At 69.8% G+C, this 20,269-nt stretch carries 15 protein-coding genes; 14 read left to right on the forward strand and 1 reads right to left on the reverse strand.

The window, feature by feature from the left end; translation table 11 throughout:
- The first annotated feature begins 26 nt into the window (after positions 1-26).
- From ACIO9J_RS37985 to recQ, 13 genes are all read left to right on the forward strand, one after another.
- Entirely contained in the window at positions 27-725 is a 699-nt protein-coding gene (locus ACIO9J_RS37985) for an NADH-quinone oxidoreductase subunit C (RefSeq protein ID WP_402009771.1), read from the forward strand.
- A complete protein-coding gene (locus ACIO9J_RS37990; RefSeq protein ID WP_402009608.1) occupies positions 725-2,062 on the forward strand; it encodes an NADH-quinone oxidoreductase subunit D in 1,338 nt (445 codons plus the stop codon). Before ACIO9J_RS37985 ends, ACIO9J_RS37990 begins: the two co-directional genes overlap by 1 nt.
- The gene (nuoE, locus tag ACIO9J_RS37995; RefSeq protein ID WP_402009610.1) at positions 2,059-2,910 is read left to right on the forward strand and encodes an NADH-quinone oxidoreductase subunit NuoE; all 852 of its coding nucleotides are present in this window, start codon (positions 2,059-2,061) and stop codon (positions 2,908-2,910) included. The genes ACIO9J_RS37990 and nuoE overlap by 4 nt, the downstream gene beginning before the upstream one ends.
- Positions 2,910-4,271, forward strand: coding sequence for an NADH-quinone oxidoreductase subunit NuoF (gene nuoF, locus ACIO9J_RS38000; protein ID WP_402009611.1), 1,362 nt, complete (start codon positions 2,910-2,912; stop codon positions 4,269-4,271). The genes nuoE and nuoF overlap by 1 nt, the downstream gene beginning before the upstream one ends.
- A complete protein-coding gene (locus ACIO9J_RS38005) occupies positions 4,268-6,781 on the forward strand; it encodes an NADH-quinone oxidoreductase subunit G (protein WP_402009612.1) in 2,514 nt (837 codons plus the stop codon). Before nuoF ends, ACIO9J_RS38005 begins: the two co-directional genes overlap by 4 nt.
- Positions 6,781-8,163 carry an NADH-quinone oxidoreductase subunit NuoH gene (nuoH, locus tag ACIO9J_RS38010; protein ID WP_402009773.1) on the forward strand — a complete coding sequence of 461 codons (1,383 nt, stop codon included), beginning with the start codon at positions 6,781-6,783 and terminating at the stop codon, positions 8,161-8,163. The genes ACIO9J_RS38005 and nuoH overlap by 1 nt, the downstream gene beginning before the upstream one ends.
- Positions 8,156-8,836: an NADH-quinone oxidoreductase subunit NuoI gene (gene nuoI / locus ACIO9J_RS38015; protein ID WP_402009614.1), complete on the forward strand. Its 681-nt coding sequence runs from the start codon at positions 8,156-8,158 to the stop codon at positions 8,834-8,836. The genes nuoH and nuoI overlap by 8 nt, the downstream gene beginning before the upstream one ends.
- On the forward strand, positions 8,833-9,672 hold the full coding sequence (locus ACIO9J_RS38020) for an NADH-quinone oxidoreductase subunit J (protein WP_402009616.1): 840 nt from the start codon (positions 8,833-8,835) through the stop codon (positions 9,670-9,672). Before nuoI ends, ACIO9J_RS38020 begins: the two co-directional genes overlap by 4 nt.
- On the forward strand, positions 9,669-9,968 hold the full coding sequence (gene nuoK, locus ACIO9J_RS38025) for an NADH-quinone oxidoreductase subunit NuoK (RefSeq protein ID WP_055543692.1): 300 nt from the start codon (positions 9,669-9,671) through the stop codon (positions 9,966-9,968). Before ACIO9J_RS38020 ends, nuoK begins: the two co-directional genes overlap by 4 nt.
- A gap of 11 nt (positions 9,969-9,979) precedes the next feature.
- Positions 9,980-11,875 (forward strand): NADH-quinone oxidoreductase subunit L, encoded by a 1,896-nt coding sequence (gene nuoL, locus ACIO9J_RS38030; RefSeq protein WP_402009618.1) that lies wholly within the window; start codon positions 9,980-9,982, stop codon positions 11,873-11,875.
- A gap of 5 nt (positions 11,876-11,880) precedes the next feature.
- On the forward strand, positions 11,881-13,452 hold the full coding sequence (locus tag ACIO9J_RS38035; protein ID WP_402009620.1) for an NADH-quinone oxidoreductase subunit M: 1,572 nt from the start codon (positions 11,881-11,883) through the stop codon (positions 13,450-13,452).
- On the forward strand, positions 13,449-15,101 hold the full coding sequence (gene nuoN / locus ACIO9J_RS38040) for an NADH-quinone oxidoreductase subunit NuoN (RefSeq protein ID WP_402009621.1): 1,653 nt from the start codon (positions 13,449-13,451) through the stop codon (positions 15,099-15,101). The genes ACIO9J_RS38035 and nuoN overlap by 4 nt, the downstream gene beginning before the upstream one ends.
- A gap of 200 nt (positions 15,102-15,301) precedes the next feature.
- The gene (recQ, locus tag ACIO9J_RS38045) at positions 15,302-17,323 is read left to right on the forward strand and encodes a DNA helicase RecQ (RefSeq protein ID WP_402009623.1); all 2,022 of its coding nucleotides are present in this window, start codon (positions 15,302-15,304) and stop codon (positions 17,321-17,323) included.
- 111 nt (positions 17,324-17,434) lie between these two features.
- Here the strand turns inward: recQ and fahA are convergent, their stop codons facing one another.
- Positions 17,435-18,769: a fumarylacetoacetase gene (gene fahA / locus ACIO9J_RS38050; RefSeq protein WP_402009625.1), complete on the reverse strand. Its 1,335-nt coding sequence runs from the start codon at positions 18,767-18,769 to the stop codon at positions 17,435-17,437.
- Between the two features lie 200 nt (positions 18,770-18,969).
- Here fahA and ACIO9J_RS38055 point away from each other — a divergent pair, with 200 nt between their 5' ends.
- Positions 18,970-20,244 (forward strand): ATP-grasp domain-containing protein, encoded by a 1,275-nt coding sequence (locus ACIO9J_RS38055; RefSeq protein WP_402009775.1) that lies wholly within the window; start codon positions 18,970-18,972, stop codon positions 20,242-20,244.
- Positions 20,245-20,269 lie beyond the last annotated feature (25 nt).

The following is a 20,269-nucleotide window of genomic DNA, read 5'->3' on the forward strand; positions in this document are numbered from 1 at the left end:
ACGCGCACGACTCGCACGACGAGCACCTGAACGGCAACGGCGTACCGGCGCCGCGCGACGAGGCCGGCAAGGTCATCGGCGTACGCAAGGGAATGTTCGGCGCCGACAACGGCGGCGACACCTCCGGCTACGGCGGGCTCGTCAGGACCGTCACGCTGCCCGGCGCCTCCTCGCGCCCCTACGGCGGCTGGTTCGACGAGGTCGCCGACGAGTTGGAGGGGGCCCTCGAAGAGCAGGGCCTCGTTCCGGAGAACGCGATCGAGAAGACGGTCGTCGACCGCGGCGAGCTGACCTTCCACATCGCGCGCGAGCACCTCGTCCGCGTCGCCCAGACCCTGCGCGACGACCCGGCGCTGCGCTTCGAGCTCTGCACCGGCGTGAGCGGGGTGCACTTCGAGGGCGACAAGGGCCGCGAGCTGCACGCCGTCTACCACCTGCGCTCGCTCACCCACACCCGGCTGATCCGCGTCGAGGTCAGTGCCCCCGACGCCGATCCGCACGTCCCCTCCCTGGTCGCGGTCTATCCGACCAACGACTGGCACGAGCGCGAGACGTACGACTTCTTCGGCCTGGTCTTCGACGGTCACCCGGCGCTGACGCGGATCATGATGCCGGACGACTGGCAGGGCTTCCCGCAACGCAAGGACTACCCCCTCGGCGGCATCCCCGTCGAGTACAAGGGCGCCCAGATCCCGGCTCCGGACCAGCGGAGGTCGTACAGCTGATGTCTGCAACTCAGGGAACTTCCCACGCTTCTTCCGCCCGCGAGACCACCGAGGGGACTGTATATACAGTCACCGGCGGCGACTGGGACGAGGTCGTCCAGTCCGCGGCCAAGGCCGACGACGAGCGCATCATCGTCAACATGGGTCCCCAGCACCCGTCCACGCACGGTGTGCTGCGGCTGATCCTGGAGATCGAGGGCGAGACCGTCACCGAGGCCCGCTGCGGCATCGGCTATCTGCACACGGGCATCGAGAAGAACCTCGAATACCGCACGTGGACGCAGGGCACGACGTTCGTCACGCGCATGGACTATCTGACGCCGTTCTTCAACGAGACGGCGTACTGCCTCGGCGTCGAGAAGCTCCTCGGCATCGAGGACCAGATCCCGGACCGCGCCTCGATCATCCGCGTGCTCCTGATGGAGCTCAACCGGCTCTCCTCGCACCTGGTGTGCATCGCCACCGGCGGCATGGAGCTCGGCGCGACGACGATCATGATCTACGGCTTCCGTGATCGTGAACTCATTCTCGACATCTATGAGTTGATCACCGGCCTGCGGATGAACCACGCGTACATCCGGCCCGGCGGACTCGCCCAGGACCTGCCCCCGGGCGCCGTGGACCAGATCCGCGAGTTCGTGAAGAAGATGAAGAAGAACCTCCCGGAGTACGACAAGCTCGCCACCGGGAACCCCATCTTCAAGGCCCGCATGCAGGACGTCGGCTATCTGGACCTCTCCGGCTGCATGGCGCTCGGCGCCACCGGCCCCGTCCTGCGCTCCGCGGGCCTCCCGCACGACCTGCGCAAGACGGACCCCTACTGCGGCTACGAGAACTACGAGTTCGACGTCCCGACCGCCGACACCTGCGACTCCTACGGGCGCTTCCTGATCCGCCTGGAAGAGATGCGGCAGTCGCTGCGGATCGTCGAGCAGTGCCTGGACCGGCTCGCCCCCGGCCCGGTCATGGTCGAGGACAAGAAGATCGCCTGGCCCGCGCAACTGGCGCTCGGCCCGGACGGCCTGGGCAACTCGCTCGACCACATCAAGAAGATCATGGGCACCTCCATGGAGGCCCTCATCCACCACTTCAAGCTGGTGACCGAGGGCTTCCGCGTGCCGCCGGGGCAGGCGTACACGGCGGTCGAGTCGCCCAAGGGCGAACTCGGCGTGCACGTCGTCTCCGACGGGGGCACCCGCCCCTACCGGGTCCACTTCCGCGACCCGTCCTTCACCAACCTGCAGGCCATGGCGGCGATGTGTGAGGGCGGCCAGGTCGCCGACGTCATCGTCGCCGTCGCGTCCATCGACCCCGTGATGGGAGGCGTCGACCGGTGACCACCACCCCCTCCGAGCAGGGCGCGGGCGTCAGCCTGGGCATGCCCCAACTCCCCGCCCCCGACTACCCGGCCGACGTACGCGCCAGGCTCGACGCGGACGCCAAGGAGGTCATCGCCCGCTATCCGGACTCGCGGTCGGCCCTCCTTCCCCTGCTGCACCTGGTGCAGTCCGAAGAGGGGCACGTCACGCGCACGGGCATGCGGTTCTGCGCCGAGGCGCTGGGCCTGACCACGGCCGAGGTCACCGCCGTCGCGACCTTCTACACCATGTACCGGCGCAAGCCGTCCGGCGACTACCAAGTGGGCGTCTGCACCAACACGTTGTGCGCCGTGATGGGCGGCGACGCGATCTTCGACGAGCTCAAGCAGCACCTCGGCGTCGGCAACGACGAGACGACCGAGGACGGCAAGATCACGCTTGAGCACATCGAGTGCAACGCCGCCTGCGACTTCGCCCCCGTGGTGATGGTCAACTGGGAGTTCTTCGACAACCAGACGCCCGACTCCGCCAAGCGGCTCGTCGACGACCTGCGCGCGGGCGTGCAGGTCGAGCCCACCCGTGGCGCGCCGATCTGCACGTACAAGGAGACCGCCCGGATCCTTGCGGGCTTCCCCGACGAGCGGCCCGGCGCCGTGGAGGCGACCGGCGGCGCGGGACCCGCCTCGCTGATCGGACTGCGCCTGGCCAAGGGCGAGGTCGCCCAGCCGCGCGTGGTCCACCCGCGCACCGGAGGCCCACAGGACGAGGCGCCCGCCGAGCACCTCAGCTCGCACGACGCACCGCAGCAGACCTCGGCATCCGACCCGGCCCACCCGGCCGGACCGACCGCCGAGGAGGGGGAGTGATGACCTTGGCAGCCGAGATCGACAACGAGACCAGCCCCGAGAAGCTGCTCGCGCCGGTTCTTTCGGCCTTCTGGGACGAGGAGAAGTCCTGGACGCTGGAGACCTACCGACGCCACGAGGGGTACGAGGGCCTGCGCAAGGCCCTCGCCATGGAGCCGGACGACCTCATCGCGTACGTGAAGGACTCCGGTCTGCGCGGCAGGGGCGGCGCGGGCTTCCCCACCGGAATGAAGTGGCAGTTCATTCCGCAGGGCGACGGCAAGCCGCACTATCTAGTTGTCAACGCCGACGAGTCGGAGCCGGGGACCTGCAAGGACATCCCGCTCCTCTTCGCGAACCCGCATTCCCTCATCGAGGGGATCGTGATCGCGTGCTACGCGATCCGTTCGTCGCATGCCTTCATCTATCTGCGGGGCGAGGTCGTCCCCGTGCTGCGCAGGCTGCACGAGGCCGTCCGCGAGGCCTATGCGGCGGGCTACCTCGGCAAGAACGTCCTGGGCAGCGGACTCGACCTCGAACTCACCGTGCACGCGGGCGCGGGCGCGTACATCTGTGGTGAGGAGACCGCGCTGCTCGACTCGCTCGAAGGCCGTCGAGGCCAACCGCGACTGCGTCCCCCTTTCCCTGCGGTCGCGGGCCTTTACGCATGCCCCACTGTGGTGAACAACGTCGAGTCGATCGCATCCGTTCCCGCGATCCTCAACCGCGGAAAAGACTGGTTCAAGTCGATGGGCAGCGAGAAGTCCCCCGGCTTCACGCTCTATTCGCTCAGCGGGCACGTCACCAACCCGGGACAGTACGAGGCCCCGCTCGGCATCACGCTGCGCCAGCTGCTCGACATGAGCGGCGGCATGCGGGCCGGGCACCGGCTCAAGTTCTGGACGCCCGGCGGCTCTTCGACCCCGATGTTCACCGACGAGCACCTCGACGTACCCCTCGACTACGAGGGCGTGGGCGCCGCCGGATCGATGCTCGGAACCAAGGCGCTCCAGTGCTTCGACGAGACGACGTGCGTGGTGCGGGCCGTGACCCGCTGGACCGAGTTCTACGCCCATGAGTCCTGCGGCAAGTGCACGCCCTGCCGCGAAGGGACCTACTGGCTGGTGCAGTTGCTGCGCGACATCGAGGCCGGCAAGGGCGTGATGGCCGACCTCGACAAGCTGAACGACATCGCCGACAACATCAACGGCAAGTCGTTCTGCGCCCTCGGCGACGGCGCCGCCTCGCCGATCTTCTCCTCGCTGAAGTACTTCCGCGAGGAGTACGAGCAGCACATCACCGGCAGGGGCTGCCCCTTCGACGCGGCCAAGTCGACGCTCTGGGCCGACCGGCCCGCCCACACCACGGAGGTGAACGCATGACAGTGACCACTAATAGCGCTCCCTCCGGGGGCGGTGAGGCGGCGGTTCCGCCCGAGGACCTCGTCTCGTTGACCATCGACGGCATCGACATCAGCGTCCCCAAGGGGACCCTGGTGATCCGCGCCGCCGAACTGCTCGGCATCGAGATCCCCCGGTTCTGCGACCACCCGCTCCTCGACCCCGCGGGCGCCTGCCGCCAGTGCATCGTCGAGGTCGAGGGCCAGCGCAAGCCGATGGCGTCCTGCACGATCACGTGTACGGACGGCATGGTCGTGAAGTCGCAGCTGACCTCGCCGGTCGCGGAGAAGTCGCAGCGCGGCGTGATGGAGCTCCTGCTCATCAACCACCCGCTGGACTGCCCGGTCTGCGACAAGGGCGGCGAGTGCCCGCTGCAGAACCAGGCGATGCAGGTCGGCGACCCGGACTCCCGCTTCGATGGCAAGAAGCGGACGTACGAGAAGCCGGTGCCGATCTCCACGCAGGTGCTGCTCGACCGTGAGCGGTGCGTGCTCTGCGCGCGCTGCACCCGGTTCTCGAACCAGATCGCGGGCGACCCGATGATCGAGCTGATCGAGCGCGGCGCGCTCCAGCAGGTCGGCACGGGTGAGGGCGACCCCTTCGAGTCGTACTTCTCCGGGAACACCATCCAGATCTGCCCGGTCGGCGCGCTCACCTCCGCGGCGTACCGCTTCCGCTCGCGCCCCTTCGACCTGGTGTCCTCGCCCTCGGTGTGCGAGCACTGCGCGGGCGGTTGCGCGACCCGCACCGACCACCGGCGCGGCAAGGTCATGCGGCGGCTCGCGCAGGACGACCCCGAGGTCAACGAGGAGTGGATCTGCGACAAGGGGCGCTTCGGCTTCCGGTACGCGCAGAAGCCCGACCGGCTCACCACCCCCCTGGTGCGCGACGCGTCGACCGGTGAACTGGCGCCCGCCAGCTGGCCCGAGGCCCTCGATGCCGCCGCCCGCGGTCTCGCCGCGGCGCGCGGCCGCACCGGTGTGCTCACCGGCGGCCGGCTCACCGTGGAGGACGCCTACGCGTACAGCAAGTACGCGCGCGTGGCGCTCGACACGAACGACATCGACTTCCGCGCGCGCGTGCACAGCAGCGAGGAGGCCGACTTCCTCGCGGCCCGGGTGGCGGGGCGCGGCAGGGACCTGGACGGGACCGGCGTCACCTACGCCGCCCTGGAGAAGGCGCCCGCCGTCCTGCTCGTCGGGTTCGAGTCCGAGGAGGAGGCGCCCGGCGTCTTCCTGAGGCTGCGCAAGGCCTGGCGCAAGCACGGCCAACGCACCTTCTCCGTGGCGACGTTCGCGACCCGCGGCCTGGAGAAGGCGGGCGGCACGCTGCTGCCCGCCGCGCCCGGCACCGAGACGGAGTGGCTGGACGCGCTGGCCGCCGGGGTCGGTCTCGCCGACGCCGGCACCAAGGCCGCGGAGGCGCTGCGCGGCGAGGGCGCCGTCATCGTCGTCGGCGAACGGCTCGCGGCCGTGCCCGGCGGCCTGACCGCCGCCGTACGGGCCGCCTCCGCCACCGGCGCGCAGCTGGTGTGGATCCCGCGCAGGGCGGGGGAGCGGGCCGCCATCGAGGTGGGAGCGCTGCCCTCGCTGCTGCCCGGCGGGCGCCCGGCCACCGACCCGCGTGCGCGCGAAGAGGTCGCGGCCGCCTGGGGCGTCGGCGAACTCCCGCACCGCTACGGCCGCGACACCGGCCAGATCGTCGAGGCCGCCGCGACCGGTGAGCTGGGCGCCCTCCTGGTGGCGGGCGTCGAGGTCGCCGACCTGCCCGACCCGGCACGCGCGCGTGAGGCCCTCGCCGAGGTCGGCTTCCTGGTCTCCCTGGAGCTGCGGCCCAGTGAGGTCACCGACCACGCCGACGTGGTGCTCCCGGTGGCCGCGGTCGCGGAGAAGCCGGGCACCTTCCTCAACTGGGAGGGCCGCGCGCGGATGTTCGACGCCGCGCTCAAGCCGGACCAGATGACGCGCAGGCTGGCGCCCACCGACGCCCGCGTGCTGCACATGCTGGCCGACGCCGGTGACATCCACCTGGGCCTGCCCGATCTGCTGACCGCCCGGCGCGAGCTGGACCGGCTCGGCGGCTGGGACGGGCCGCACGCCACCGAGCCGCTGGAGTCCGGGGCGCAGCCGCCGCGGCCCGCCGCCGGAGAGGCCGTGCTCGCGGGCCACCGGCTGCTGCTCGACCGGGGCCGCCTCCAGGACGGCGACGAGGCGCTGGCGGGGACGCGGCACGCGGCCCACGCGCGCGTGTCGGCCGCGACGGCCGCCGAGGCGGGCGTCAAGGACGGCGACGTCCTCGCCGTCAGCGGCCCGGCAGGGACGGCCGAACTGCCGCTCCAGATCACGGAGATGCCCGACCGGGTGGTCTGGCTGCCGCTGAACTCGTCCGGGGGAGGCGTCGCCTCGGACACCGGGGCGCACCCCGGCGACCTCGTCCGCATCGGCCCGGCGGTCCTGCCGGAGCCCTCTGAGGCCCCGGAGGTGACGTCGTGATGCACACCGTGGTGCCGCTTGCGGCGGAAGACCTGTCCATGTTCGGCCGTGACCCCTGGTGGCTGGTCGCCGTCAAGGCGGTCTTCTGCTTCGCGTTCCTGATGGTGACGGTGCTCTTCTCCATCGTGTGGGAGCGCAAGGTCGTCGCCTGGATGCAGCTGCGCATCGGCCCCAACCGGCACGGCCCCTGGGGCATGCTGCAGTCCCTCGCCGACGGCATCAAGCTGATGCTGAAGGAAGACCTGATCGTCAAGCGCGCGGACAAGGTCGTCTACATCCTCGCCCCGGTCGTCGCCGCGATCCCGGCCTTCATGGCGATCGCCGTGATCCCCTTCGGCCCGGCGGGCAACGAGGTCTCGATCTTCGGCCAGCGCACCACGATGCAGCTCACCGACCTGCCGATCGCGATGCTCTACATCCTCGCGGTCGCCTCCGTCGGCATCTACGGCATCGTCCTCGCGGGCTGGAGCTCCGGATCGACGTATCCGCTGCTCGGCGGTCTGCGCTCCTGCGCGCAGATGATCTCCTACGAGATCGCGATGGGCGCCGCGTTCGCCTCGGTGTTCCTCTACTCCGGGTCGATGTCGACCTCGGCGATCGTGGAGGCGCAGGCCGACCGCTGGTACGTGCTGCTGCTGCCGGTGTCGTTCCTGATCTACATCGTGACGATGGTCGGCGAGACCAACCGCGCGCCGTTCGACATGCCGGAGTCCGAGGGCGACCTCGTCGGTGGCTTCAACACCGAGTACTCCTCCATCAAGTTCGCGCTGTTCATGCTCGCCGAGTACGTCAACATGGTCACCGTCTCGGCGGTCTCGGTCACGCTCTTCCTGGGCGGCTGGCGGGCCCCGTATCCGATCAGCACCTTCTGGGAGGGCGCGAACCACGGCTGGTGGCCGATGCTCTGGTTCGTCATCAAGGTCCAGTTGCTGTTGTTCTTCTTCATCTGGCTGCGCGGCACGCTGCCACGAGTGCGCTACGACCAGCTGATGAAGCTCGGCTGGAAGGTCCTGATCCCGATCTCGGTGGTCTGGCTGATGCTCGTGGCCACGGTCAGGGCGATGCGCAACGAGAACTACGACTTCACCTCGATCGCGCTCTACGTGGGCGGCGGTGTCATCGCGCTGCTGTTGCTCTCCGTGGTCGTCGACATCTTCCGCGACAAACGCGAGAAGGACGACGCCGCGCTCGCCGAGCAGGAGGCGCCCGCCGCCTTCGACCCGATGGCGGGCGGATTCCCCGTACCGCCGCTGCCCGGCCAGAGCCTGCCACCCGTGCCACGCCGACGCTCGCGCCAGGAGCGGGAGTTGATTGTCAGTGGTGGCCCCGATACTCAAAGTGACGGAACCCGCAATGACGGAAAGGAGGCGTCCGATGGCTGAGCAGTCGAACCAGCCGGCCCGGTCGGGCAAGTCGAAGCTGCCGGCGCAGCCGCAGCAGCCGGCCGAACCGAGCCAGTCGAATCAATCGAACCAGGGGTTCCAGAACCCCGTGGCGGGCTTCGGCGTGACCTTCAAGGCCATGTTCAAGAAGCGGCTGACCGAGCAGTATCCGGAGCAGCAGAAGACCACCGCTCCCCGGTTCCACGGCCGGCACCAGCTCAACCGCCATCCGGACGGCCTGGAGAAGTGCGTCGGCTGTGAGCTCTGCGCCTGGGCCTGTCCGGCGGACGCCATCTACGTGGAGGGCGCGGACAACACCGAGGAGGAGCGCTACTCACCCGGTGAGCGCTACGGCCGCGTCTACCAGATCAACTACGCCCGCTGCATCCTGTGCGGACTGTGCATCGAGGCGTGCCCCACGCGCGCGCTGACGATGACGAACGAGTTCGAGCTGGCCGACAGCAGCCGCGAGAACCTCATCTACACCAAGGAGCAGCTGCTCGCCGGGCTCGACGAGGGCATGGTCGACAGCCCGCACTCGATCTTCCCCGGCATGGACGAGACGGACTACTACCGCGGTCTGGTGACCGAGGCGGCGCCCGGGACCGTTCCCCAAGTGGCCGTCTCCAAGGGCGAGAAGCCCGCCGACGAGTCCGAGGGGGTGGAGGCATGAGCGCGCTCGCCGCCTACTCCACCTCCACCGGCGAGGCCTTCCAGTTCTGGGTGCTCGGCACGGTCGCGGTGATCGGCGCCCTGTGCACCATCCTCATGAAGAAGGCCGTGCACAGCGCGCTCTGTCTGGCCGGGACCATGATCATCCTGGCGGTCTTCTACCTCGCCAACGGCGCGTACTTCCTGGGCATCGTCCAGATCGTCGTCTACACCGGCGCGATCATGATGCTCTTCCTCTTCGTGGTCATGCTCGTCGGCGTCACCGCCGCCGACTCCCTGACGGAGACCATCAAGGGGCAGCGCTGGCTGGCCCTCCTGTGCGGTCTCGGCTTCGCGGTGCTGCTCTTCGCGGGCATCGGGAACGCCTCCGTGAAGGAGTTCAACGGCCTCGGCAAGGCGAACGCGGGCGGCAACGTGGAGGGCCTGGCGGGCCTCATCTTCACGAAGTACGTGTTCGCGTTCGAGATCACCGGCGCCCTGCTCATCACGGCCACGGTCGGCGCGATGGTGATGACCCACCGCGAGCGCACGGAGCGCGCCAAGACCCAGCGCGAGCGGGCCGAGGAGCGCGTGCGCGAGGGCAAGCACCTGCCGCCGCTGCCCGCCCCCGGCGTCTACGCACGGCACAACGCGGTGGACATCGCGGGCCTGCTCCCCGACGGCACCCCCTCGGAGCTCACGGTCATGCAGACCCTGCGCGAGCGCGGCCAGATCCGCGACGTGTCGAGCGAGGCGATCGAGGACCTTCGTGCCCTTGAGCAGCGCTCCACCGACCGCCTCGATCGGCCCGACCTGCGAGAGACCGACATCGGGCGGACCGAGGAGGCGTCGAAGTGAATCCGGTCAACTACCTCTATCTCTCCGCCCTGTTGTTCGCGATCGGCGCGACCGGCGTGCTCATCAGGCGGAACGCGATCGTGGTGTTCATGTGCATCGAGCTGATGCTCAATGCGTGCAACCTCGCGTTCGTCACGTTCTCCCGTATGCACGGCAATCTCGACGGCCAGATCATCGCCTTCTTCACGATGGTCGTCGCCGCCGCGGAGGTCGTGGTCGGGCTCGCGATCATCGTGTCGCTGTTCCGTTCCCGCCACTCGGCCTCGGTCGACGACGCCAGCCTGATGAAGCTGTGAGGGGCTGAATCGTGGAGAACCTGATTGCGCTGCTCGTCGCGGCGCCTCTGCTCGGAGCGGCCGTACTGCTGTGCGGCGGGCGGGCGTTGGACCGCGTGGGCCACTGGCTCGGCACGCTGCTCGCGGCCGGCTCCTTCGTCATCGCCGTGGTGCTGTTCACCGACATGCTGGGCAAGGGCGCCGAGGAGCGCTCCCTGTCGCAGCACCTGTTCAGCTGGATCCCCGTGGAGGGTTTCCAGGCGGACGTCGCCTTCCAGCTCGACCAGTTGTCGATGACGTTCGTCCTGCTGATCTCCGGTGTGGGCACCCTGATCCACATCTACTCGATCGGGTACATGGAGCACGACGAGCGGCGCCGCCGCTTCTTCGGCTACCTGAACCTGTTCCTCGCGGCGATGCTCCTTCTGGTGCTCGCCGACAACTACCTGCTCCTGTACGTCGGATGGGAGGGCGTCGGCCTCGCCTCGTACCTCCTGATCGGCTTCTGGCAGCACAAGCCCAGCGCGGCCACCGCCGCGAAGAAGGCCTTCCTGGTCAACCGGGTCGGCGACATGGGCCTCTCGATCGCCATCATGCTGATGTTCACCACCTTCGGGACGTTCGCCTTCGGGCCCGTCCTGGAGGCCACGGGTGACACCTCGGAGGGCAAGCTCACGGCCATCGGCCTGATGCTGCTGCTCGCCGCGTGCGGCAAGTCCGCGCAGGTGCCGCTGCAGTCCTGGCTCGGTGACGCGATGGAGGGCCCGACCCCGGTCTCGGCCCTGATCCACGCCGCGACGATGGTGACCGCGGGCGTCTACTTGATCGTCCGCTCCGGCGCGATCTTCAACGGGGCGCCGGACGCCCAGCTGGTGGTCACCGTCGTCGGTGCGGTCACGCTCCTGTTCGGTGCGATCGTCGGTTGCGCGAAGGACGACATCAAGAAGGCCCTCGCCGGGTCGACGATGTCCCAGATCGGCTACATGATCCTGGCCGCGGGCCTCGGCCCCATCGGCTACGTCTTCGCGATCATGCACCTGGTGACGCACGGCTTCTTCAAGGCCGGGCTCTTCCTCGGCGCCGGATCGGTCATGCACGGCATGAACGACGAGGTCGACATGAGGAAGTACGGCGGCCTCAGGAAGTACATGCCGGTCACCTTCGTGACCTTCGGGCTCGGCTATCTGGCGATCATCGGCTTCCCGGGCCTGTCCGGCTTCTTCTCCAAGGACAAGATCATCGAGGCGGCGTTCGCCAAGGGCGGCACGGAGGGCTGGATCCTCGGCTCGGTGGCCCTCCTGGGTGCGGCCATCACCGCGTACTACATGACGCGCGTGATGATCATGACCTTCTTCGGCGAGAAGCGCTGGCAGCCGGATGCGGAAGGCAACGAGCCGCACCCGCACGAGTCGCCGAGGTCCATGACGATCCCGATGATCGTGCTCGCCTTCGGGTCGGTCTTCGCGGGCGGCTTCTTCTCCATCGGCGACCGCTTCATGCACTGGCTGGAGCCGGTCACCGAGCACTCCCACGGAGACTCGCCGCTCAGCGCCACCACGGTCACGGGCGCCACCATGGTGGTCCTGATCATCGGTGTGGCCCTGGCCTACATGCAGTACGGCAGGCGTCCCGTCCCGGTCACCGCCCCGCGCGGCTCGCTCGTCACCCGGGCCGCCCGCCGCGACCTCCTCCAGGACGACTTCAACCACGTCGTCCTGGTGCGAGGCGGCGAACACCTCACGCGGTCCCTGGTCTACGTCGACCACACCCTGGTCGACGGAGTCGTCAACGGCACCGCGGCCTCGGTCGGCGGCCTCTCCGGACGGCTGCGCAAACTGCAGAACGGCTACGCCCGCTCCTACGCGGTCTCGATGTTCGGCGGCGCTGCGGTGCTCATCGCCGCGACCCTGCTGATGAGGGCGGTCTGATACCGATGTCCTTTCCTCTCCTGACAGCGACGGCGGCCCTGCCCGCGGTCGGCGCGATCGCCACGGCGGCCGTGCCGGCCGCCCGGCGGAGCGCCGCCAAGTGGCTCGCGCTGCTCGTCTCGCTCGCGACGCTCGCGCTCGCCGTGACCGTCCTCGTGCGGTTCGACCCGAACGGCGACCGCTATCAACTCACCGAATCGCGTTCCTGGATCGCGGACTTCGGGGTGCGGTACGAGCTGGGCGTCGACGGCATCGGTGTCGCCCTCATCGCGCTCACCGCCCTCTTGATGCCCTTCATCATCCTGGCGGGCTGGCACGACGCCGACCCCCTGGAGACCAAGTCGTCGCGCTGGCGGCCGACCCAGGGCTTCTTCGCCCTGATCCTGGCCGTCGAGGCGATGGTGATCATCTCCTTCGAGGCCACCGACGTCTTCCTCTTCTACATCTTCTTCGAAGCCATGCTCATCCCGATGTACTTCCTCATCGGTGGCTTCGGGGACCGCGCCCACGCGGGCAGCGACGAGAACGCCGCGGCCCAACGCTCGTACGCGGCGGTCAAGTTCCTCCTCTACAACCTGGTCGGCGGCCTGATCATGCTGGCCGCGGTCATCGGCCTCTACGTGGTGGCGGGCAACTTCTCGCTCCAGGAGATCGCCGAGGCCCGCGCCAACGGCACGCTGGACATGGCGACCAACACCGAGCGCTGGCTCTTCCTCGGCTTCTTCTTCGCCTTCGCGGTGAAGGCGCCGCTGTGGCCGCTGCACACCTGGCTGCCGAACGCGATGGGGGAGTCCACCGCCCCGGTCGCCGTACTGATCACGGCCGTCGTGGACAAGGTCGGCACCTTCGCGATGCTGCGCTTCTGCCTCGGGCTCTTCCCCGAGGCGAGCAAGTGGGCGACGCCGGTCATCCTGGTCCTCGCCCTGATCAGCATCATCTACGGAGCGCTGCTCGCGGTCGGCCAGCGCGACATCAAGCGCCTGGTGGCGTACGCGTCGATCTCCCACTTCGGGTTCATCGTCCTCGGCATCTTCGCGATGACCTCGCAGGGGCAGTCCGGCGCGACGCTCTACATGGTCAACCACGGCATCTCGACCGCCGCGCTGATGCTGGTCGCCGGGTTCCTGATCTCGCGGCGCGGATCGCGGCTCATCGCCGACTACGGAGGCGTGCAGAAGGTGGCGCCGGTGCTCGCGGGCACCTTCCTGATCGGTGGTCTCGCGACGCTCTCGCTGCCGGGGCTCGCGCCGTTCGTCAGTGAATTCCTGGTCCTGGTCGGCGCGTTCGCGCGCTACCCGGTGGTCGGGATCATCGCGACGATCGGCATCGTGCTCGCCGCGCTCTACACCCTCGTCCTCTACCAGCGGACGATGACGGGCCCCGTGAAGGCGGAGGTCTCGGCCATGCCGGACCTGCGCGTGCGGGAACTGGTCGTCGTCGCCCCGCTGATCGCTCTCCTGATCGGCCTCGGCGTCTACCCGAAGCCGCTCACCGAGCTGGTGAACCCGGCGGTCAAGCACACGATGTCCGACGTACAGAAGAAGGACCCCAAGCCCGAGGTGGAGGCGGCCAAGTGAGCGCATCAGCCGTCCACAGCCTGTGGACAATGGCGGCGACCGACCCGATCGACAAGATCGACGCACCCAAGATCGAGTATGGGCAGCTGTCGCCGATGTTGATCGTCATCGGCGCGGCCGTCATCGGAGTGCTCATCGAAGCCTTCGTCCCGCGCAAGTCCCGTTACTACGTACAGCTGTTCGTGTCCGTGGTCGCGCTCGCCGCCGCCTTCGCCGCGGTCGTCGGGCTCGCCGCCCGTGGCTTCGGTACGACGAAGGCGCAGATCGCGGCGATGGGCGCGATCGCCGTCGACGGGCCCGCGCTGTTCCTTCAGGGCACCATCCTGCTGGCCGGAATCGTCGCGATCTTCACCTTCGCCGAGCGCCGCCTCGACCCGGTGACGCACGGCAACCGCGTCGACTCGTTCGTGGCGCAGGCCGGCGCCGTGCCGGGCAGCGAGGGCGAACAGGCCGCCACGAAGGCCGGGTTCGCCACCACCGAGGTGTTCCCGCTGGCGCTCTTCGCCATCGGCGGCATGCTCGTCTTCCCCGCGGCCAACGACCTCCTGACGCTCTTCATCGCGCTGGAGGTCTTCTCCCTGCCGCTCTACCTGCTCTGCGCGCTCGCCCGCCGCAAGCGCCTGATGTCGCAGGAAGCCGCCGTCAAGTACTTCCTGCTCGGCGCTTTCGCCTCGGCGTTCACGCTCTTCGGCATCGCGCTCCTGTACGGGTACGCGGGCTCGGTGTCGTACGCGACGATCGCGAACGTCGTCGAGGGCAACGTGAAGACCGTGGACCCGGCGCTCGCCGACACCATGGGCAATGACGCGCTGCTCCTGATCGGCGTCGCGATGGTCGTGATGGGGCTGCTCTTCAAGGTGGGCGCGGTGCCGTTCCACATGTGGACGCCGGACGTCTACCAGGGCGCCCCGACGCCGGTCACCGGCTTCATGGCCGCGGCGACGAAGGTGGCCGCGTTCGGCGCGCTCCTGCGCCTCCTCTACGTGGTCCTGCCGGGACTGCGCTGGGACTGGCGTCCGGTCATGATGGGCATCGCGGTCATCACGATGCTGGGCGGCGCGATCGTCGCGATCACCCAGACCGACATCAAGCGGCTCCTGGCGTACTCCTCGATCGCGCACGCGGGCTTCATCCTCGCGGGTGTGATCGCCACCACCCCGGACGGCGTCTCCTCGGTCCTCTTCTACCTGGCGGCCTACTCCTTCGTGACGATCGGCGCCTTCGCCGTCGTCACGCTGGTGCGGGACGCGGGCGGCGAGGCCACGCACCTGTCCAAGTGGGCCGGGCTCGGACGCAGGTCCCCGCTGGTCGCCGCGGTCTTCGCGGTCTTCCTGCTCGCCTTCGCAGGCATCCCGCTGACCTCCGGGTTCGCCGGGAAGTTCGCGGTCTTCAAGGCGGCGGCCGAGGGCGGCGCGGGCGCGCTGGTCGTGGTCGGTGTCCTGTCGTCGGCGATCGCCGCGTTCTTCTACATCCGCGTGATCGTGCTGATGTTCTTCAGCGAGCCGAAGGCGGAAGGCCCCACGGTCGCGGTGCCCTCGCCGCTGACGATGACGGCGATCGGCGTCGGCGTCGCGGTGACGCTGGTGCTCGGTGTGGCCCCGCAGTACTTCCTGGATCTGGCGGGTCAGGCGGGAGTCTTCGTCCGGTAGCCCCCGCCCCTTCCATACGTCGCCGCCCGGCACCCTGTTCGACTGGGGTGCCGGGCGGCGACGTGTGGCGGGCACGAGCCTGTGGATAACTTTCCGGTCTTTCGGTGCGGAGCCCTATCGTGGAGGCAGTGGTCGAGGCAGGACGTGCGACGGGGACGACCGGTACGGCGGGGGACAGGGCGATGGATGGGATCAGTGGCATGAGCGAGGTGACGGCACCGGACCCGGTGGCGGGTTCGGTGACGGAGAGCGACGCGCTGCGGACGCTCCATCGCGTCTTCGGGTACGACGCGTTCCGAGGCGAGCAGGAAGGGATCATCGAGCATGTGGTGGGCGGCGGGGACGCCGTCGTCCTCATGCCCACCGGCGGCGGCAAGTCCCTCTGCTACCAGATCCCCGCGCTGGTCAGACCGGGCACGGGAGTCGTGGTCTCGCCGCTCATCGCGCTCATGCAGGACCAGGTGGACGCGCTGCGGGCGCTCGGCGTGCGGGCGGGGTTCATCAACTCCACGCAGGACTTCGACGAGCGGCGCGTGATGGAGGCGGAGTTCCTCGCGGGCGAGCTCGACGTGCTGTATCTGGCGCCGGAGCGGCTGCGCCTGGACGCCACCCTCGACCTCCTCTCGCGGGGCAAGATCTCCGTCTTCGCGATCGACGAGGCGCACTGTGTCGCGCAGTGGGGGCATGACTTCCGGCCGGACTACCTGGCGCTCTCCGTGCTCGGCCAGCGCTGGCCCGACGTGCCCCGCATCGCGCTCACGGCGACGGCCACGCACGCCACGCACCGGGAGATCACCGAGCGGCTCGGCATGCCCGACGCCAAGCACTTCGTGGCGAGCTTCGACCGGCCCAACATCCAGTACCGCATCGTGCCCAAGGCCGAGCCGAAGAAGCAGCTCCTGTCCTTCCTGAAGGAGGAGCACGCGGGCGACGCGGGCATCGTCTACTGCCTCTCGCGGAACTCGGTCGAGAAGACCGCCGAGTTCCTCTGCAAGAACGGGATCGAGGCCGTTCCGTACCACGCGGGCCTGGACGGCGGCACGCGCGCGACGAACCAGGCCCGCTTCCTGCGGGAGGAGGGCCTCGTCGTCTGCGCCACGATCGCCTTCGGCATGGGCATCGACAAGCCGGACGTCCGCTTCGTCGCCCACCTCGACCTGCCGAAGTCCGTCGAGGGGTACTACCAGGAGACGGGCCGCGCGGGCCGCGACGGGGCGCCCTCCACGGCCTGGATGGCCTACGGGCTGCAGGACGTCGTCCAGCAGCGCAAGCTGATCCAGGGCGGCGAGGGCGACGAGGCGTTCCGGCGGCGGGCCGCCTCGCACCTGGACTCGATGCTGGCGCTGTGCGAGACCGCCCAGTGCCGTCGCGCCCAGCTCCTGACCTACTTCGGACAGGAGGCGGGCGCGGAGTCCTGCGGCAACTGCGACACCTGCCTCACCCCGCCCGAGACCTGGGACGGCACGGTGGCGGCGCAGAAGGTGCTCTCCACCGTCGTGCGGCTGCAGCGCGAGCGCGGCCAGAAGTTCGGCACGGGCCAGATCATCGACATCCTGCTCGGCAAGAAGACCGCCAAGGTCATCCAGTTCGACCACGACCAGCTGTCCGTCTTCGGCATCGGCGAGGAGCTCGCGGAGGCCGAATGGCGGGGCGTGGTCCGGCAGTTGCTGGCCCAGGGCCTCATCGCGGTCGAGGGGGAGTACGGCACGCTGGTGCTCACCGAGACGAGCGGCACCGTGCTCGGCAGGGAGCGTGACGTGCGGCTGCGCAAGGAGCCGAAGCGGGCTCCGGCGGCGCGGGCGTCCAAGGGCGAGCGCAAGGCGAAGTCCGCGGCGGCGGTCGCCGAGCTGCCCCAGGAAGAGGTGCCGCTCTTCGAGGCGCTGCGCGCCTGGCGCGGCGCCCAGGCCAAGGAGCAGGGCGTCCCGGCGTACGTCATCTTCCACGACGCCACGCTCCGCGAGATCGCCACGCTGCGCCCGACGTCGGTCGCCGACCTGTCGGGCATCAGCGGCGTGGGCGAGAAGAAGCGGGCGACGTACGGCGAGGGAGTGGTCGGTGTCGTCGCCGAGTTCCTCGGCGGGGCGCCTGGCGCCGGGGGCGGCGCGGGGGACGCCACCGCGACCGCCACGGCCACCGCCACCGCCACCGCCGGTGCGGGACGCCTGTCGAGCGACGAGCCGGAGCCGGAGTGGGGTGACGAGGAGCCGGACTGGGACGCGTAGGCCGGGTGCGCGCGGGCCGGACACGGGAGGGGGGGGCGGCTCCACGCGGAGCCGCCCCCCTGCCCAAGGTCTCGACGGTCTCGCCGGTCTCGACGGTCTCGTCGGTCGGTCTCAGCGCGCCGCCGAGATCCGCCCCGTCACCTCGCCGAGTCCCACCCGGGTCCCGTTCGGGCCCGGTGCCCAGGCCGAGAGGGTGACCTCGTCGCCGTCTTCGAGGAACGAGCGCTTGCCGTCCGGGAGTTCGAGCGGGTCGCGGCCGTTCCAGGTGATCTCGATCAGGGAGCCGTACTGGCCCGCCGCGGGCCCGCTCACCGTGCCCGAGCCGTAGAGGTCACCGGTGCGCAGGGAGGCGCCGTTGACCGTCATGTGGGTCAGCTGCTGGGCGGCCGTCCAGTACACGCTGGAGAACGGCGGCTCGGAGATCACCTGGCCGTTGAGGGTCACGGTCATGCGCAGGTCGTAGCCGCCCGGCTCGTCCGCCACCGACTCCGCGGAGTCGTCCAGGTAGGGCAGCAGCTGGTGGGTGCGCTCCGGGGGCGAGACGCGGGCCGCGTCGAGCGCCTCCAGAGGGGTGATCCACGCGGACACGGAGGTGGCGAAGGACTTGCCGAGGAAGGGGCCGAGCGGAACGTACTCCCAGGCCTGGATGTCGCGCGCCGACCAGTCGTTGAGGAGGCAGAGGCCGAAGACGTGCTCACGGAAGTCCGTGAGCGGTACGGGGGTGCCGTGCGCGGAGGGGGCGCCGACGACGAAGCCGACCTCCGCCTCGATGTCGAGCCGCACCGAGGGACCGAAGACGGGGGCGCTGTCGGCGGGCGCCTTGCGCTGGCCGGTCGGGCGTACCACCTCGGTCCCCGAGACCACAACGGTGCCGGACCGGCCGTGGTAACCGATGGGCAGGTGCTTCCAGTTGGGGGTCAGTGGGGTCGGTGCGTCCGGGCGGAAGATCTGGCCCAGGTGGGTCGCGTGGTGCTCCGACGCGTAGAAATCGACGTAGTCCGCGACCTCGAAGGGGAGGTGCAGCGTGACTTCGGACAGCGGGTGCAGCAAGGGGCGTACGGCCTCGCGGTGGGCCGGGACGGTCACCCAGGCGGTCAGCGCGCGCCGCACGTCGGACCACGCGGTGCGGCCCGCGGCGAGCAGCGGGTTGAGCGTCGCCCGCGCGAGCAGCGACACGTAGGGGGAGCCGAGTGCGGCGGCCGCGGCGCCCGCGTCCAGGACGTACGAGCCGAGCCGCACGCCGACCCTGCGCCGGCCTTCGCCCTCCCCGGCCAGGGAGAACACTCCGTAGGGGAGGTTGTGCGGGCCGAAGGGGTCGCCCTCGGGCAGGCCGAAGGGATCACCGTCGGGCAGGCCGGGGTCGCCCGCGGGACGGCCGGAGGAGTCGCCCTCGGGGAGGCCGCGGGAGTCGTCGGCGGCCGGATCGAGCGGGGTCTGCTCGGACATGCGTACCTGCCTCGCTTTCCATAGGGGTGTGCCACACGTTACGTGTGCGGCCCCCTGTTTCGGCAGTGCCTAAAGAGTTCGCAATGTCCGAATAAGCCTTGCTGGAGTGCTCAATTCCGGCTTAGCGTCCTTTGGTGGGGGACGCGGACGGGGTGGGTCCGGGTCGGTAGGGGGCATACGTGGGGGGACCCGTGGCCAGGATGTCCGACAGCGCGCGACTCACACCGGACCGGAACGTTCCGGGTCTCATCGTCAAGTTCGGCAACTACCCGTTGCACCACGGCGGCGTGGGCGCGATCCGCAGTCTCGGCCGCCTCGGCGTGCCCATGTACGCGATCACGGAGGACCGCCTCACGCCGGCCGCCGCCTCCCGCCATCTGACCCGTGCCTTCCCCTGGCCGACCACCGGGACGGAAGAGCCGGAGCGCCTCGTCGACGGGCTGCTGCGGATAGGGCGCAGCATCGGCAGGCCGACCGTCCTCATCCCCACCGACGAGGAGGCGGCCGTCCTGATCGCCGAGCACCAGGACGAGCTGTCGGGGACCGGCACGGGATTCGGTGGATTCCTCTTCCCCCGGGTGGAAGCGGAACTGCCGCGCCGGCTCGCCAGCAAGCAGGGGCTGCACGAGCTGTGCGTGGAGCACGGCATCGCCTCGCCCACCGCGTCGTTCCCCGAGAGCAGGGCGGACATAGCGCGGTTCGCGGCGTCGGCGCGCTTCCCCGTGGTGGCCAAGAACCGGGAGGCGTTCACCCGGCGCGCGCGCCCCGCGGTGAACGGCACGACGCGGATAGAGACCCCGCGTGGCCTGCTCGAACTGTCTCGCGACTGGGGCGAGCGGCCCGGCGTGATACTTCAGGAGTACCTGCCGCGCGAGCAGGCCGAGGACTGGATCGTGCACGCGTACTTCGGCGCCGACTCGATGCCGCGCGCGATGTTCACCGGCGTCAAGGTCCGCTCCTGGCCGCCGCACGCGGGCATGACGGCGAACGCGTACGTCGTGGACAATCCGGAACTCGCCGACCTCGCCGCGCGTTTCATCAAGCAGATCGGCTTCACCGGCGTCATCGACCTGGACCTGCGCTTCGACCGGCGCGACGGTCAGTACAAGCTGCTCGACTTCAACCCGCGCATGGGCGCCCAGTTCCGGCTCTTCGAGAGCGAGTCGGGCGTCGACGTCGTCCGTGCGATGCACCTGGATCTGACGGGGCGTGCCGTTCCGGAGGGGGAACAGCGCGCCGGTCATCGGTACGTGGTGGAGAACATCGACCTGCCGGCCCTGCTCGCGTACCGCCGCAGCGGATACACGACGCCGCACGCGCCCACCCGCGCGAGCGGCACGGAGCTGGCGTGGCTGGCCGCGGACGACATGAAGCCGTTCTTCACCATGCTCGCCCGGTTCGTGCGGCCGGGGGCGAAGCATCTGTATCAGCTGTGGCGGACCAACCGCCGCGGCAGCGGCACGACCACGAAGTAGGCACACGCGTGCAGTGACGTCCTGG

Source organism: Streptomyces sp. NPDC087300 (assembly GCF_044744425.1).
Classification (GTDB): domain Bacteria; phylum Actinomycetota; class Actinomycetes; order Streptomycetales; family Streptomycetaceae; genus Streptomyces.

Coding starts and splice junctions, on each gene's coding strand:
- ACIO9J_RS37990 (WP_402009608.1), top strand. CDS start 725: ATGTCTGCAACTCAGGGAACTTCCCACGCTTCTTCCGCCCGCGAGACC.
- nuoF (WP_402009611.1), top strand. CDS start 2,910: ATGACCTTGGCAGCCGAGATCGACAACGAGACCAGCCCCGAGAAGCTG.
- ACIO9J_RS38005 (WP_402009612.1), top strand. CDS start 4,268: ATGACAGTGACCACTAATAGCGCTCCCTCCGGGGGCGGTGAGGCGGCG.
- nuoH (WP_402009773.1), top strand. CDS start 6,781: ATGCACACCGTGGTGCCGCTTGCGGCGGAAGACCTGTCCATGTTCGGC.
- nuoI (WP_402009614.1), top strand. CDS start 8,156: ATGGCTGAGCAGTCGAACCAGCCGGCCCGGTCGGGCAAGTCGAAGCTG.
- ACIO9J_RS38020 (WP_402009616.1), top strand. CDS start 8,833: ATGAGCGCGCTCGCCGCCTACTCCACCTCCACCGGCGAGGCCTTCCAG.
- ACIO9J_RS38035 (WP_402009620.1), top strand. CDS start 11,881: ATGTCCTTTCCTCTCCTGACAGCGACGGCGGCCCTGCCCGCGGTCGGC.
- recQ (WP_402009623.1), top strand. CDS start 15,302: ATGAGCGAGGTGACGGCACCGGACCCGGTGGCGGGTTCGGTGACGGAG.
- fahA (WP_402009625.1), bottom strand. CDS start 18,769: ATGTCCGAGCAGACCCCGCTCGATCCGGCCGCCGACGACTCCCGCGGC.
- ACIO9J_RS38055 (WP_402009775.1), top strand. CDS start 18,970: ATGTCCGACAGCGCGCGACTCACACCGGACCGGAACGTTCCGGGTCTC.